Source organism: Nocardiopsis camelliae, assembly GCF_028993595.1.
Lineage (GTDB): Bacteria > Actinomycetota > Actinomycetes > Streptosporangiales > Streptosporangiaceae > Nocardiopsis > Nocardiopsis dassonvillei.
The window spans coordinates 404,154-419,336 of record NZ_CP118614.1 but is presented as its reverse complement, the minus strand read 5'-3'; the positions used below and the strand labels follow the sequence as shown (position 1 = coordinate 419,336).

Sequence of the window (15,183 nt, the reverse complement as noted above, 5' to 3'; positions counted from 1 at the left end):
CCCTAGAGCAGGTTGACCCTCTCGTCGAGCTCGGCGTCCCTCCTGGCCAGGTCCGCGCTCAGCGCCTCGGCCGCGTCCAGGACCGCGCCCAGCCTCTCCAGGTCCTCCGGGCGCCTCCCGTCCGCACGGGCGGCCTCGATCTCCGCCCTCAGCTCGGGGATCAGCTCGCCTTCGAGGAACGCGGCCTGTTCCGCGATGGCGCCCCTCTCCGCGGTGATGGCGACCTCCTCGTCGAGGTACTCGTTCGTGATCAGGTCGCGGAGGTCGTTGCGGACCGCTTGGTGGCCCATCTCCAGCGGGAAGGCCGACAGATGGGATCCCATGCCGTCCGTCGGCAGCGCGGTGGTCCCGGAGATCCGGCCCTCGGCCAGGCCCTTGGGAACGGCGGTGCCCAGCTGGACGACGGCCTGGACGACGTCGGTACCCGTGAAGTCGCCGTCGGCGAACTCCTGCCACGCGATCTCCACCCCCAGGCCGCCGAGGACGTTGACGAAGTTCTTGGCGAGCGTCAGGCGCATCTCCTCCAGCATGGCGCCGAAGCTGTTGAGGCTCGGCCGCACGGGGGAACGGTCCTCGTCCGGGGAGTCCCCGTCCCCCCGGCCGCCGGAGGCACCGGTGCCGTCGTCGGCGCGCGCGGGGGCGCCGTCACCGTCGGTCCGCGCGCCCGGGGCGCCGTCGGTGCGGGGCGCGCTGGTGCCGTCCCCGTCCGTCCGGGCGCCGGGGACGTCCACCCGGTGCTGCGCGCCCCCGGGAGTGGTCACCCGGACGTGGTCGTCGGTGACGCGCAGGTCGGGGCGGCCGTCGCCGCCGTCCACCCGGACCCCTCCCCGGCCGTCCCGGACCGTGCTTCCGTTGCCGTCGGTGACCGTGGTCCGGCCCGAACGCGTCTGGGTTCCCTCGATGTCCCCCGACCGGAAGCTGACCTCGTCGGCCCCGCGGAACGGGGACGGAAGCCGGCCCGGCTCCGGTCGCACGCTGACGCCCTGGTCGGGGCGGGTGTGTCCGGTCATGCCGCCTTCGGGGTCCGTGGACACGCGCCAGCTCGGCGGCACCCTGCCCGCGTCCCCGGCGGTCTCGCCCATGCGCAGCGGGGGGTTGCCCGGGCTGTCCGGGGAGGGGCCGCGCACGTCGGTGCCGCGGGGACCGACGCCGATGGTGCGGTCGCCGTCGCGGACGGTGCGGTCCGCGTCGCGGGGCACGTCCACCCGGAGCCCGTCCGCGCGCGTGTGGACGGTGACCCCGTCGCCGGTGGTCACGCGGCCTCCCGTGCCCGAGTGCTCGGCCACCTGCCCGTACGGGGGCGCCGCGTGCGTGGTCTCCCCCCTCCCCAGACCGGGAGAGGTCCCCGGCCGGGCGTCCGTCCGCGTCGTTCCGTCGGACACGTGGGCGCCGTCGGCGGAGCTGCGGGCGTGGACGCCGTCGGGCCCGCCCGCCACCACGCGCCCGGGGCCGCCGGGCCTCTCGGGTCCGGACGCGACCCAGTGGTCGCCGCTCCTCACCGCGGTGGAACCGTCGGGTTCGCGGACGGTCTGGAGCCGGTCCCCCCGGGCGTCCGGGGGCGTGCTCACCGAGGACTGGCCGTCGCGCGAGGTGGTCACGGTCCAGCCCTGGGGGGTGTCCACCCGCAGCGCGGGGTCCGAGCCCTGGACGAGGGTCACCCTGGTGCCGCCCGTGAGTACGCAGGGCTGGCCCGTCGCGGGATCGGTGCGCAGCGGCGGGTAGGGGCCGTGGGGGCGGCCGTCGGTGCCGTAGGAGCGCGTGGCCCCGTCGGTCCCGCGCACCTCCACGACGGTCCGGCCGTCCCGTTCGGTGATTCCGACGGTGGCGCCGTCCTCGGTGCGCACACGCCCCGTCGCGGTACGGGTGTCCCCGACGGTGACGTGGCCGTTCGCGTCCTGGACGGCCCTCGGGGTCAGCGAGGGGTTGTCCGTCCTGATCTCGGCGCTGCCGTCCGGCCGGACGACCGCCCTGGAGCCGGCGCCCGTGGCGGTGCCAACCCCGTCACGGCCCTGCCACAGGTCGACTCCGCGTGCGCCGTCGGTGACCCTGACCTCGTGCTGGTCGGCCCGGACGCGGGTGTCGCCGGAGTCCACGGTGGCGCTGTCGGTCCCGCGGTCGTAGCTCTGCGAGGTCGAGCCCCCGGTGTCGAGCCGGTAGCCGTCGGGGCCGATCTCCGTGCTCCGTCCGGTGGCGGGGTCGGTCACCCGGGTGCGCGGCACGGCGGAGGAGCCGTCGTTCCCGGGCCGGGTGATCTCCGGGCCCCCGTTCCCGAACCGCAGGTCGACCGGCCCGTCTCCGCTCCGGGTGATGCGGACATCGCCGTCGCCGCGGGGCTGCTGGACGGTGAGGCCGTCGCCGGTCCGGATGGTGGAGCCGTTCCCGTCCCGGGAGACGGTGACGTCCCCGTCCGCGGTGGGGACGCGCACCTCCCCGTCCCGGTAGGAGGCGCCGGGGGCGCCGTCCGGTCCGGTCAGGGTGACGCCCCGCGGCTCGTCGTTCCCGCCGCGTGAGGCCGTGACCGAAGCGCCGTCCGGTCGGGCCACCTGGAAACCGTCGTCGGTACGCCGCACCGAGGTGCCGTTGACGTCCACTCCGTCGCGGGTGACGTCCATGGTGTAGTCGCCGCCGTCGGCCGGATAGCGGTAGGAGACGCTGCGCTCTCCGTCCGCTCCCCGGCCGGTGCGGTACTCGCCGAAGTCGCCGGAGGCCGCGGTGCGGCCGTCCGCCGCTCCCGTACCGTCGTGCGCGGCGGCGGGCACGCCGTTGCCGGGGCCGACCGGGGTGTCTTCCGCCCGCGGCCCCGTGGGCGCCGCGGAACCCTCGTCCTGGCCCGTCCGGCCGGAGGCGGCCGGGGACTCCTCGCCGGGCCGTCCCGCGGCGGGGGTGTCGTTCCGGTGCGGCGCGCGGTCGTCGACCATCGGCTCTCCGGGCTGGCCCGGGCGCTGGGAGGGCAGGCGCACGCCCTCGCCCGCGACGTTGGCCCCGCCCGTGGAGCCCCCGTACTCGCCCTCGGAGCGCTGGCCCTCGGGGCCGGGACCGCCGCCCGTCGCGTCCGCGGTGGCGGAGGAGGTCGTACCGCCCTGCGGGGAGGCGTCCGGGCCTTCCCCCGAGGAGCTGGAGGGATGGGCGGCTCCCGGAGTGCCGCCCGCGTCGGCGGTCGCGGGAGCACCGCCGGTGTCAGGAGTGGACGGGGTGGCGACCGGTTCCGGGGTGGACGGGGTCCCGCCCGCGTCGGGAGTGTCCGGAGTGGCAGCCGGTCCCGAGGTGGAGGGGGTTTCACCCGCGTCCGAAGTGAACGGAGTGGCGACCGGTCCCGAGGTGGAGGGGGACGCGGCCGTGTCAGGAGCGGGCGGGGTTCCGCCTGCGTCCGAGGTGGCCGGAGTGACGTCCGGTCCCGGGGTGGACGGGGTCCCGCCCGTGTCGGAGTCGCCGGAGCCCACGGCAGCGTCGGAAGTGTCCGGAGTGGCGACCGGTTCCGGGGGCGCGCCGTCGCCGACCGTCGGCGCGGTGTCGGGCCCCGGAGCCGGGCCGGAGCCGCCGCCCGAACCGTCGGAGCCGCCGAGGAAGGACGGCAGCGATCCGTGGTCGCGGGCGGCGCCGACAGCGGCGCCGGGCACGTTGGTCGCGGCGGCGCTGGCGAGTTCGTACCCGAGGTCGATGTCCTCCCAGGAGGTACCGGCGGCCATCTGGACGGCGATCGAGGAGCCCATGCCGACGGCGGTGTCCCGGGCGCCGGTGGTGATGGTCGTGGAGATGATCGGGTGGTCCCGACTGACGCGGCCCACCGTCGACGTGACGGTCCGGACGGCGCGGTTGCCGCCCACCGCGCCCCGTACCCCGCTGGTGGCGCCCCGTACCGCCGAGGAGGCGCTGCGCACTCCCGAGGAGATGCTCCCGGTCACGCGCGGAACCGCGGCGGTCAGACCCCGAGTCACCGCGCGTCCGCCGCGCAGGAGCACACCGCCGGGGACGAGGGAGATCAGGTCCAGACCGAGGGTGGTGACCGTCTCCATGTTGAAACCGAGCTTGCCCTCGCGGTGGAGGGTGGACGCGCTGATCGCGAGCGCCCCGAGGGCCAGGGCGATGCCCAGGCCCGGGATGAAGATGGCGGCGATACCGCCGACCACGAGGATCGCCGCGTAGATGAGGGGGTTCTCCTCGACCCACGTGACGATCGCGTCGAGCCATCCCCACAGTTCGTTCGGGTCGCCCTGCTTGGCCTCCTCCAGGGCGTTCTTGCAGGTGCTGACGGCGTCGTCCATGTCACCGAGCACCGTCCGGAGGCGCGTGACGTAGGCGTCGCGGACGGGGTCGTCACCGTCCGTCTCCTGCTTCCACTCCTCGGGGTCCTCCAGGGCGAGGTAGGCCTGTTCGGCCTCGAAGACGATGATCCCGCTCTGCTCGCGGGCCGTCTCCAGCGCGCCCGTCCAGGTTTCGAGGGCCTTGTAGCCCTTCTCGTAGGCGTTGTGGGCCTTGTCCAGGTACTTGGGCAGTTCCTCGATGAGTTCCTTGAGGGCGTCGACGGTGCTGCCCTCGCCCAGTTGCCCCTTGTCCAGCCTGCGGAGGTCGGCGGCGGCCTGCTCGGCGGCGTCCGCCAGCCCCTCGTAGAACGTCTTGAGCGAACGTACGTCGTAGGCGGACCACGGAACCGGGTCCCCTTCCCTGTCGAGGAGGTCCCACCTGTGGTGAGTGCGCGGTTGCTTGGCCACGTCCCGTATCGCTCGCTTTCCAGATCGCAGAACGGCGCGGTTCAGGCGATCTCACACCTGCCACGGGGATGGGGAGGGGACTGTGCGGGCCCGGGGCCGGGGGCGCTCGGAGAGTCCGACATCATAGACTGCCACGCCCACGAGTGAACAGATGCCCCAGGGGCGCGCAAAGTTCTCCCGAACCTCGTAGGGTTTGCCTTCGCCCGCCCCTGACGGTGCCCGCCGCCCCGCGGAAACCGGCCCCGGGCCCGGCGACGCCGGTCCGCGCGGCCCGGAAGGCGTTCCCCAGCAGCGAAGACAGTCACAGGAGAGAGCGAGTGACCCTGACAGCGGCGGCACGGTCCGGATCTTCGCAGGCGCGCCCGGTGCGCGGGGCCATGGCGTTCACGGCGGTCCTCGCCACCTGGTGCGTCGCGTCCGCGGCACCGGCCGCGGCGGACACCGCCACCGGCACCTACGACATCTGTCCCACCGTGTACTACTACGTGGTCCCGGAGGGCTCCCCCGGCCTGGAGGGCGTCGCCGACCTCGTCCTGGGCGACCCCGGGCGCGCGGACGAGATCTACGAGTACAACGCGGGCCGCACCCAGGCGGACGGCGGCGCCCTCGGCGAGGACCGCGCGGTGCTCCCCGAGTGGCGCCTGGTGGTGCCCTTCGACGCCGGCGGCGAGGGCGTCTACGAGGGCTTGGACCCCCTGTGCGTGGTCTCGGTCGACCAGGCCAACGCGCTGGGGCAGGAACCGCCCTCGCCTCCTCCCGCCCCTCCCGCCTACACGCCTCCCCCCGAGGAGGAGCCCTCCGCGGAGGCCGCCCCGGGGGACGCCGCGGCCGAGGAGGAGCCGAGCATCGACCCGCGGCTGCTCGCGGCGGGCGCGGCGGGCCTGGTCCTGCTGACCCTCATCACCCTGTTCTGGCAGCCGATCGGCCGGGCCCTGGCCTGGCCGTTCCGCAGGGTCGCGGCGGCCCGGGCCGAGCGCCCGCAGAAGCGGCGGCCCTCGCGCCCGGGAGCGGCCGCGCGGCGCCGCCGGGCCGCGACGGACCTGATCGCCTCCGACCCCGACGCGGCCCGGCGGGCCGGGACCGCGCACGCGGAGCTGGTCGGCGCGCCCGCCGACGTGCCCGTGCGTCCCGTGGCCCTGCTGACCACGCCCTCGGAGACGACCGCCGTGGTACCCGCCGGGGCGACCCCTCCGGCCTCCTCCTGGCGGGCCGTGGACACGACCACCTGGCGCCACGGCAGCGGCCGGTCGTCTGCGCCGGTGCGCTTCGGCACGTCCGTGCACACCATGACGGGGGCCGCGCTGCGGGGCGTGCTGGTGTGCCTGGGGCAGAAGGAGGGGACGGACGCCCTGGTGCACGTGGACTTCACACGTGTGCGCGGGCTGCTGGCGGTGGACGGGGACCCGAGGGTGGCCGCCGACGCGGTGCGCGTGGTCGCCGACGGACTGCACGCGGCGGGCCTGCGGGTACGGGTGCTCAGGCAGGGGCGCCCCCTGCGCTCGCTGGTCCCCGACACGGTCCCGGTGGTGTCGGCCCCGGACCCGATCCACGGGCTGGACCCGGGAACGCAGGCGCCGACGGTGGTGGTGGTCCCGCGCCCGCTGGGCCAGGCCGACGAACACGTGCTGACGGGCCTGCCGCCGGACGTGATCGTGGTCGCCGCGGGCTCCTCGCACGCCGCGCGCTGGCAGTGGGAGGCCTTCGACGACGGCACGGTGCACACGGGCGCGCTGGGGATCGACGTGGTCCTGCGGATGGCCGAGCCCAGGAACTGAGCCCGTCGGCCGGGTGTCCGGAGGCCACCGCCGGGGCGCCCCCTCGGCGCCGCCGGTCAGCTGGCGTCGTCGTCCGGAGCCCCGGAACCCTCCGCGTCGGAGGGCTCCTCGGACTCCCCCTCGGAGGGCTCATCCGGAAGGGGTCCGTAGACGAAGCGCTGCCGGTCGTGCACGAGGATGGCGTGCCCGCTCTCGGTGACCGCCTCCACGTACGCCGGGAGTTCGTCCTCGACCACGTCCATCGTGACGGCGTCGAGCACCAGTTGCCGGTCCTGTCCGCCGCTGGCGCGGGAGTCGCCGTAGACGAGGCCGTCGAAGGCGAAGGCCGGGGAGATCGACCCCGCCTCCTCCTCCAGGCCCCACAGGACCTCTCCCCCGGCCAGGTCGACCGCGACCACCGGCGCGGCACCGCTGGCCTGGGGCAGCAGGAGGGTTCCCGTGGCCTCGTCGTAGAGGCTGCCCGCGACGCCGTCGGGGTCGAAGGCCCCGGCGACCGGGTTCATGCCCGGCTCCTCCAGGATCCACAGGAGGTCGCCGGTGCCGGGGTCGTGCGCGGAGAGGGTCGAGGGCGCCTCGGACTGGGCCCAGCGCAGCAGCAGGACGTCCTCGCCCCCCGACTCGTCCTCCCCCGGGCCCTCCCCGTCCGCTCCGTCCTCTCCGTCCCCGGCGCTCTCGGACGCGGACTCGCTCGCGGCCTCCGACTCGCTCGCGGACCCGGTGGCGGAGTCCGGTTCGGGGAGCGTGTAGAAGCCGATCACCTGCGGCGCGGGAACCGGGGAGGAGGTGGGCAGGCCCAAGTCCTCGTCCCCGCCGTCGACCGTCCACAGCTCCTCGCCCGCGGTGTCGGCTCCGACGGAGCGGGCGTGCAGGACGGGGCCTCCGGTGGCGAGCAGGACCAAGTCCTCGCGTGCGGCCACGGGCACGCCCAGGGCCGGTTCCCCGGGCTCCTCCTCGGCCCCGGACCCCTGCTCCTCCTCGCCGGACCCGGATTCGCCGGACCCGCCCTCGGAGGACTCCTCCTCCGGCTCGGCCGGAGCCTCGAACTCGTAGTCCCACAGCGCGTCGCCCCCGCCGTCGAGCAGCGAGAACGATCCGTGGGGCTCCTCCGCGGTCCACCCCTCGGGGCGGCGCACGGCGAGGCCGTCGAGGTAGGCGTCGCCCTCCCGCTCCGGTTCCCACAGCAGCTCGCCGCGGGCGTCGAGGACGAACGGCAGACCGTCGGCGTCCGCCATGAGCAGTACCCGCTCGCCGTCGCGGTCGGTGCCGAAGCCGTCGAAGCGAGCCGCGCCCTCCCACAGGGTCTCGCCGGTGGCGGCGTCGTGCAGCAGGTGGCGGTCCTCGCTGCCGGAGCTGACCAGGAAGGCGTCGCCGACCGGGCTGATGCGCACGCCGAGGGGGTCGGCGAAGATCTCGTGGACGTCGGCGGAACCGCCGTGCAGGTAGCGCAGCACCTCGCCCTCGACACCGGGCGGCGCCTGCCCCTCGAACACGGTCGGGACGGGGGCGGGCTCCTCCCCCGGAGGGGGCGCGGAGGGTTCCGGATCACCGGTGCACGCGGTGGCCAGCAGCACCGCGAGTCCACAGGTGAGGGCCCCGGGCACCCGTGAGCGGCGCATGGACGGTTTCTCCCCACGAACGATGACGTTTACGGCAAATCCTAAGCCGCGCCGCGACGGGCGGACACAGGGAGAGCGAGTCGTTACAGCCATGGGACGTGGCGCGGGCTCAGGGCTCCACCTCGACGACCGTGGTCCCCCGCACCTCGAACTCCGCCCTCCCCCCGGTCAGCTCGGCCAGGCGGACCCCGAACGCGGGCAGGTCGGCCCCGGGCAGCGCCACCTCGATCCGGACCCTGTCGGCGTAGGCGACGTCGCGCACGGTCAGGGAGGAGTCGCGCAGGTCGCTCTCCAGGCGTCCGCCGAGCACGTAGTCGGCGAACACGTCCACGACGAGGAGCTCGCGGCGTTCCAGGACCCCGAACGCGTCCACGGCGGCGGACACCGCGTTGCCGTAGGCGCGGATCAGCCCGCCCGCGCCGAGCTTGACACCGCCGAAGTAGCGGGTGACAACGGCGACGGTGTCGGTAATCCCCCTGCGCCGCAGCACCTCCAGCATGGGCAGCCCCGCGGTCCCGGAGGGCTCGCCGTCGTCGCTGGAGCGCTGGACCTCGCCCTGGTCGCCGAGCACGTAGGCGGTGCAGTTGTGGTTGGCGCCCCAGTGCTCCTTGCGGCGCTCGGCGATGAAGGCGCGAGCGGCGTCCTCGGTGTCCACCCTGGCCAGGGCGCAGACGAAGCGGGACCTGCGGATCTCCAGCTCGTGCTCGCCGCCGTGTCTGATCGTTCGCATGTCACCTGTTCGGCAGGGGTCGTGGTCCTCCACCAGTGTCCCACCGCGCGCCGTACCGGGCCGCGCCGACAATGGGGGGCATGGACGACTCCTCGATCGACGCCGCGCAGACCCTCGCCGACCCCGTGCGCCGCAGGCTGTACGAGTACGTGGCCGCGGCGCGCGGAGAGGTCAGCCGCGGCCAGGCCGCGGACGCCCTCGGCATCCAGCGCACCCTGGCCGCGCATCACCTGGACCGGCTGGCCGACGCGGGCCTGCTGGAGGTGGCCCGCCGCAAGGTGAGCGGCCGCGAGGGGCCGGGGTCGGGCCGTCCGGCCAAGCTGTACCGGCGGGCGGACCGGGAGCTGTCGCTGCACCTGCCGCCGAGGGACTACGAACTGGCCGCGCACGTGCTGGCGGAGGCGGTGGAGCGGCACGGGGCCGAGGAGGCCCTGCACGCGGCCGCCCGCGAGGAGGGCCGCCGGATCGGTGCGGGACACCGGGAGGAGCCCCTGGTGGAGCTGCTGCGCGCCCGGGGCTACGAGCCCGGGGAGGGGGCGGCCCGCACCCCTGGGGACGGCTCCGGGCCGGACGGGGCCCCGGAGGAGGACGGCGGCGTGCGGCTGCTCAACTGCCCCTTCCACACCCTGGCGCGCGCCTTCCCCCCGCTCGCCTGCGGACTCAACCTGGAACTGCTGCGCGGCCTGCTGGAGGGGCGCGGCGAGGACGGCGCGGAGGCCCGGATGGACGCCCGTCCGGGCCGGTGCTGCGTGGTGATTTCCAAAAACAACGAGCATTGACATAGAAGACCGGCCGTGGTCTGCTGTGTCCCGTGAACGAGACCTCCCCCTCCGGGTACCACCTGGCCCAGATCAACGTCGGCGTCCTCAAGGCCCCCCTCGACGACCCCTCCATGGCGGGCTTCACCGCCCGCATCGACCCGATCAACGCGCTGGCCGACAGCGCCCCGGGGTTCGTGTGGCGGCTGGTGGAGGAGGGCAAGGAGGACGCCACCGGCCTGCGGCCCTTCGGCGGCGCCCTCCTGATCAACTACTCCGTCTGGCGGGACGTGGAGTCGCTGTGGAACTTCACCTACCGCAGTGAGCACCTGGAGCTGCTGCGCGGGCGCCGCGAGTGGTTCGAGCACCTGCGGGAGGCGTATCTGGTCCTGTGGTGGATTCCCAGCGGTACGATCCCCACTGTCGAGGAGGCCGGAAGGCGCCTGGACCTGTTGCGCGCCGAAGGCCCCACCCCCGGGGCCTTCACCCTCAGGTCGCCCTTCCCGCCCCCGGCAGAACGCGTTCCGCACGCCTAGTTATCCCTCGGGTACCTTGGGTAGTCTTGCGGGCGACCGCTGAGAGCAACCGGGAGTTCCGTCATGCGCATCACACCGTTCGCCGTCGGCCTGGCCCTGACCGCGACCCTCGCCACCGGTTGCGCGCAGTCCGACACCGCGGAGGACGACGGCTCGGCCGCCCAGGAGTCCCCGCAGTCCTCGCCCAGCGCCTCCCCCAGCGTGACCGCGTCGATCTTCCTGCCGCCCGGCGAGGGCGCGGGCGCCATCACCTACGACGAGACCGCCGTGCCCGAGGGGGCCACCTCCGACGTGCAAGTGCGCACCCAGGACGGGCAGACCCACGTGCAGTTCACCGGCACCAGCCTGGAGGGGGGCCGCGACTTCGGCGCCCACGTGCACACCCGGCCCTGCGGCGACGACCCGGCCGACGCGGGCCCCCACTACCAGAACGAGCCCGACCCGGCCGCCACGGAGGACGAGCCCTCCAGCGACCCCGCCTACGCCAACCCCGAGAACGAGGTCTGGCTGGACTTCACCACCGACGACGACGGCAACGCCCGCGCGACCAGCACGGTGGACTGGGGGTTCCGCGAGGGCGAGGCCCGGTCGCTGGTGCTGCACGAGCACCACACCCACACCGGTGAGGGCGAGGCGGGCACGGCGGGCGACCGCCTGGCCTGCGTCAGCGTGGACTTCTGACGGACCGGCGGTCCCCGGAGCGCTCCGGGGACCGCGCCACGGCTCAGTCCGGGACGACCCGGCGCAGCAGGAGCCGCTCCCCCAGCGCCCACGCGCTGGAGGTCAGCAGGTACAGGCCCCCCGCCAGCGGTACGAACGCGGCGACCGCCACGGTCGTGAACTGCATGTAGGTCAGGAGCCCGGGGAGCTGGGGCCGACCCGGGTCGGCCTCGGCGCCCGCCCGCATCGCGGGCAGCATGAGGTAGCGGCGGTTGGCCCAGGCCACGAGGGCGATCAGGGCCAGGAGCGCGGCGAACACGGGAGCCGCGGACGCACCGCCCGCGCCGCCCAGCAGGGTCGCGCCCAGTTCGACGCCGCCGAAGGTGTGCGCGAGCATCGCCTCCTCACCGCCGCCCGCGCCGATGAACACGCCGTAGAGGGCGATCATGACGGGGACCTGGGCGAGGGAGGGCAGGCAGCCCGCCAGCGGGGAGGTGCCCGCCTCGGCGTAGACCCGGCGCTGTTCGGCGACGAGCCGTTCGGGGTTCCCGCGGTGCCGGGCGGTGATCCTCGCCAGCTGCGGGGCAAGGCGCGCGCGTGCCTTCTCAGCGCGGACCTGCACCACCCCGAGGGGGACGAGCAGGAGGCGCACGGCCACGGTCAGGGCCACGACGGCCAGCCCGGCGGCCAGGCCCCCGGCGAGGGGGGCGAGCAGTGAGGTGAGGGCGGACAGGACGGTCGAGAGCAGGGTCATGGCGGCCGCGATCGGCCCGAGGCTGTACAAGGCGGGAAGGCCCTTCGTCCGGTGGGAGGGGAACAGACGTCGGGCCGCTCGTGACCGCGCACGCGCAGGGCGCAGCGCACACCCGGGGCGCGGCGCGGGCGCGCGCACGCACACGGGAGCGTGTCGGAGAAGGGGTCAGCGAGCGGCCGGAAGGGCCGCGCCGGGGGCTCTGGGACGGGGCCGTCCCGCCGCGTCGGGGTCACACAGGGTGAGCACGGGCAGGCGCGCGGACCTGCGGCGCATAGCGCGCACCGCTCCCGCGGCGGCGTCGCGCGCCGGGCAGGCCCAGGTACCGCGGAGGACGTACCAGGCGACGGCAGCGCCGACGGCGGCGACCAGCAGCGCCAGGGAGCCGGGGACCGGCAGGAGTTCGGCGGGGACCACGCCCAGCATGAGGAACTCGAAGAACGCGAGAAGGAGGCTCATGGCGCCCTCACCTCCCCGTTCCGGTCGAACCGCATTGTATGCGCGGCGGCGGCGCCCCACAACGCCCGGCCGCGCCCCGGGGCGGACGGCGGCGGTCGGCGGGCGCAGAAATCCGCCGACACTCCGCCGGGGCTCCTCTCGGTTCTCGTGAAGCTGTAGCTAAATGACACAGAGTAACCAACTCCGTGCTCGCCGGGAGCCCCCTGCGGGCCGGCAGAGAAGGGGAGTTACCGTGCCGATCCGCCCTGCGAACCTCGCCACCATGTCCGCCACCATCGCCGGAGCGATCGCCGGGCTGTCGAGCAGACAGGACCAGGCTCCCCCGGTCCGGGTCACCTTCGAGTCCGGCTACCAGCAGACCGTGGAGAACGGGGGCTGCCGCACCCTCAAGACGGGGCAGGGGGGCGTCACCGGGATCTCCACGGAGAGCAGGGTCAAGTTCGCGCTTTTCGCGGGCACGAGCTGCCAGGGCAGCCGCGCGCTGGCCTCCGGACACGGCTCGGTGAGCTTCGGCGACCCGGTCCTGGCGGGCGCCATCGTCATCGGCTGAGGGCCGGGGCGGGCGCTCAGGCCCCCGCGGAACCGCGGACGAGGGCGACGTCCGCGGGCAGGGCTTCCAGGACGTCCCCGGGCGAGCGCAGCACCGCGCCCGCGACCGCGTGGCCCAGCCGCAGCCGCTGCTCCACGGACAGCCCGTCGAGCAGGCCGGACAGGAAACCGGCGGCGAACGCGTCGCCCGCGCCCACCGCCTCGACCACGTCCACCGGCGGGGACGGCACGAACACAGCGCCCTCGGAGTCGAAGCAGGTCGCGCCGTGCTCGGCGTCCTTGACCACCAGGACCGGCACCTCGGGCAGCACCGCCCGCACGTCCTCGGCCGCCGGGGTGCCCCACAGCCGCTCGGCCTCGTCCCGGCCCACGAAGACCACGTCGGCGCGGCGGGCCAGGTCGAGCAGCACCGGCGCGGCGGTCCTGGCCCCCCACAGCGCGGGCCGGTGGTTGACGTCGAAGGAGCGCAGCGCGCCGTTCCCGGTCCGCCGGTCCAGCAGGTGCTCCACGAGCGCGGCGGCGCGCGCGGACAGGGCCGGGGTGATGCCGGACAGGTGGACCACGCCGGGGTCGCGCGCCCACACCCGCTCGGCGTCGGCGGCCGACAGGGCGGAGGCGGCCGAACCGGCACGGTAGTACAGCACGCCCGCGCCACCGGGACCGGTGTCCTTGACGTACAGGCCGGTGGGGCGCTCGGGGTCCACCTCCACGCCGGTCACGTCCGCGCCGCACCCGGCGACGGCGCCGGTGACGATGCGGCCGAAGGGGTCGTCGCCGACCCGGCTGACCCAGGCGGCGGCGTGCCCCAGGGCCGCCAGGGCGACCGCCACGTTGGACTCCGCGCCGCCGGTGCCCACGACCAGCTTCGTTCCGGCCGCGAGCGCCCCGGCCGAGGCGAGCACCGCCATGGTCTCGCCGACGCAGACGGCGTCGGCTCTGCTGGTCGGCTCGCTCCCCGCGGGGGTCGGGTGCTCGCTCATCGGTGGTTCCTCCGGACGGATCGGCCGGGCAGGCGGTCGGTGCGACGGCCGTCCCGGACGGTGAAGTCTCCCGACACGAGGACGTGGTGGACGCCCCGGGGGGCCAGGCGCGGTTCCTCGTAGGTGGCGCGGGCGTCCACGGTGGCGGGGTCCAGGACCACCAGGTCGGCGACGGCACCGCTCCGGATGACGCCGCGGTCGGTGAGGCCGAGTCTACGCGCGGGCCGGGAGGTGAGGTGGCGGACGCACTCCTCCAGCGTGAGCACGCCGAGTTCGCGCACGTAGTGGCCCAGGTAGCGGGGGAAGGTGCCCCAGCCGCGCGGGTGCGGCACGGCGCCGACGAGGATGCCGTCGCTCCCGGCGGTGTGGGAGCTGTGTCGCATGATGGTGCGGATGTTCTCCTCGTTGCCCACCTGGAGCAGGCAGCCGCTGCGCAGCTCGTCGGCCACGAGCAGCTCCATGTAGAGGTCGCCGGGGAGGCGTCCGCGCGTGCGCGCGAGGTCGGCGACGGAGGATCCGACGGCCCAGGACAGCCCGGGGTCGGCGACGCCGGTGACGACGATGGCGGACCAGTCCATGGGGACCCCGTGGTTGCCGTCGGTGCCCTCCTCCTCGATCTCGCGCAGGACGCGGGCGCGGGTGGGGGCGTCGCGCAGGCGCTCCAGGGTGGCGGCGGTGCCGCCGACCTGCACCCAGCTGGGCAGCGGTGCGCCCAGGTGGGTGGCGCTGGCCCGGTAGGGGTAGCTGTCGAGGGTGACGTCGAGGCCGTAGTGGACGGTGGCCTCGTCGATGGCGTCCAGGACCTCGGGGGCGCGGCCGCGGTTCTGCGGGAAGTTGACGTGGCAGTGCGCCAGGTGCAGGGCGACCTGGGCGCGGCGCGCGATCTCCAGGCACTCGCGGTAGGACTCCACGACCCGGGAGCCGTAGTTGCGGTGGTGGGGGCAGTAGTAGCCGCCCGCGGCGCGGACGGGTTCGAGGAGGGCGACGATCTCGTCGTCGGTGGCGTACATACCGGGGGTGTAGGTCAGGCCGGCGGACAGTCCGTGCGCGCCGTCGGCCATGCCCCGGGCGACGATCCGGCGCATGCGGTCGAGTTCGTCGTCGGTGGACGGGCGGTCCTCGCCGCCCAGGACGGCCATGCGCACGTTGCCCTGGGGGACGAGGACGGCGGCGTTGACGGGGGCGCCCGCGTCGATCCGGTCGAGGTACTCGCCGACGGTGCGCCAGGAGTGGTCGAGGTCGGGGCGGCCGTTCCACGCGGCGAGCTGGGCGCGCAGCTCCCCGGCGGTGTCGTCGGTGACGGGGGCGTAGCCGAGCCCGTCCTGGCCCAGGACCTCCAGGGTGACGCCCTGGAGGGTCTTGGCCTCGTGCGCGGGGTCTGCGAGGACGGCCAGGTCCGAGTGGGAGTGCATGTCGACGAACCCCGGGGTGACCGCGAGCCCCTCCACGTCCACGACGGTGCCTGTGGTGCGCGCGCCGCCGGGTGGGACGATGTGGGCGATGCGTCCGTCGCGGAGGACGAGGTCGGCGCGGCGGGAGGGACCGCCGTTGCCGTCGACCACCAGTCCGCCGGTGAGTACGGTCTCGGAATGCACTGTTCCTCCGTTCGACGTACCGGTCACTCCGGTGCGGCGCGCGGCCGACCGGTGTCCGGTGTGGC

12 protein-coding genes are annotated in these 15,183 nt (G+C 75.1%); 5 read left to right on the top strand and 7 right to left on the bottom strand.

Going from position 1 to position 15,183, the window contains the following annotated elements; genetic code table 11:
* Positions 1-2 precede the first annotated feature (2 nt).
* Positions 3-4,709: a hypothetical protein gene (locus PV789_RS01985; protein ID WP_274975899.1), complete on the bottom strand. Its 4,707-nt coding sequence runs from the start codon at positions 4,707-4,709 to the stop codon at positions 3-5.
* Between the two features lie 317 nt (positions 4,710-5,026).
* Here PV789_RS01985 and PV789_RS01980 point away from each other — a divergent pair, with 317 nt between their 5' ends.
* Entirely contained in the window at positions 5,027-6,484 is a 1,458-nt protein-coding gene (locus PV789_RS01980) for a hypothetical protein (protein WP_274975898.1), read from the top strand.
* A 56-nt stretch (positions 6,485-6,540) separates the two neighbouring features.
* On the opposite strand, the gene PV789_RS01975 is transcribed toward PV789_RS01980, so the two are convergent.
* Positions 6,541-8,100, bottom strand: a complete 1,560-nt coding sequence (locus tag PV789_RS01975; protein ID WP_274975897.1) for a hypothetical protein — start codon at positions 8,098-8,100, stop codon at positions 6,541-6,543.
* Between the two features lie 109 nt (positions 8,101-8,209).
* Positions 8,210-8,830 (bottom strand): YigZ family protein, encoded by a 621-nt coding sequence (locus PV789_RS01970; protein WP_274975896.1) that lies wholly within the window; start codon positions 8,828-8,830, stop codon positions 8,210-8,212.
* An 80-nt stretch (positions 8,831-8,910) separates the two neighbouring features.
* Between PV789_RS01970 and PV789_RS01965 the strand changes: the two genes are divergently transcribed.
* From PV789_RS01965 to PV789_RS01955, 3 genes are all read left to right on the top strand, one after another.
* Complete coding sequence (locus tag PV789_RS01965; protein WP_274975895.1) at positions 8,911-9,609, top strand: helix-turn-helix transcriptional regulator; 699 nt, start codon at positions 8,911-8,913, stop codon at positions 9,607-9,609.
* Between the two features lie 20 nt (positions 9,610-9,629).
* A complete protein-coding gene (locus PV789_RS01960) occupies positions 9,630-10,124 on the top strand; it encodes a DUF3291 domain-containing protein (protein WP_274978020.1) in 495 nt (164 codons plus the stop codon).
* Positions 10,125-10,187: 63 nt separating this feature from the next.
* The gene (locus PV789_RS01955) at positions 10,188-10,805 is read left to right on the top strand and encodes a superoxide dismutase family protein (RefSeq protein ID WP_274975894.1); all 618 of its coding nucleotides are present in this window, start codon (positions 10,188-10,190) and stop codon (positions 10,803-10,805) included.
* 43 nt (positions 10,806-10,848) lie between these two features.
* Here PV789_RS01955 and PV789_RS01950 read toward each other — a convergent pair whose 3' ends face one another.
* Both PV789_RS01950 and PV789_RS01945 read right to left on the bottom strand, forming a co-directional pair.
* The gene (locus PV789_RS01950; protein ID WP_274975893.1) at positions 10,849-11,568 is read right to left on the bottom strand and encodes a YidC/Oxa1 family membrane protein insertase; all 720 of its coding nucleotides are present in this window, start codon (positions 11,566-11,568) and stop codon (positions 10,849-10,851) included.
* A 135-nt stretch (positions 11,569-11,703) separates the two neighbouring features.
* Positions 11,704-11,994, bottom strand: a complete 291-nt coding sequence (locus PV789_RS01945; RefSeq protein WP_013156479.1) for a DUF6412 domain-containing protein — start codon at positions 11,992-11,994, stop codon at positions 11,704-11,706.
* 232 nt (positions 11,995-12,226) lie between these two features.
* Between PV789_RS01945 and PV789_RS01940 the strand changes: the two genes are divergently transcribed.
* Positions 12,227-12,544 carry a hypothetical protein gene (locus tag PV789_RS01940; RefSeq protein ID WP_013156478.1) on the top strand — a complete coding sequence of 106 codons (318 nt, stop codon included), beginning with the start codon at positions 12,227-12,229 and terminating at the stop codon, positions 12,542-12,544.
* Between the two features lie 16 nt (positions 12,545-12,560).
* On the opposite strand, the gene PV789_RS01935 is transcribed toward PV789_RS01940, so the two are convergent.
* A complete protein-coding gene (locus tag PV789_RS01935) occupies positions 12,561-13,523 on the bottom strand; it encodes a sugar kinase (RefSeq protein ID WP_274975892.1) in 963 nt (320 codons plus the stop codon).
* The gene (locus PV789_RS01930; protein ID WP_274975891.1) at positions 13,520-15,118 is read right to left on the bottom strand and encodes an N-acyl-D-amino-acid deacylase family protein; all 1,599 of its coding nucleotides are present in this window, start codon (positions 15,116-15,118) and stop codon (positions 13,520-13,522) included. Before PV789_RS01930 ends, PV789_RS01935 begins: the two co-directional genes overlap by 4 nt.
* Positions 15,119-15,183: the final 65 nt, after the last annotated feature.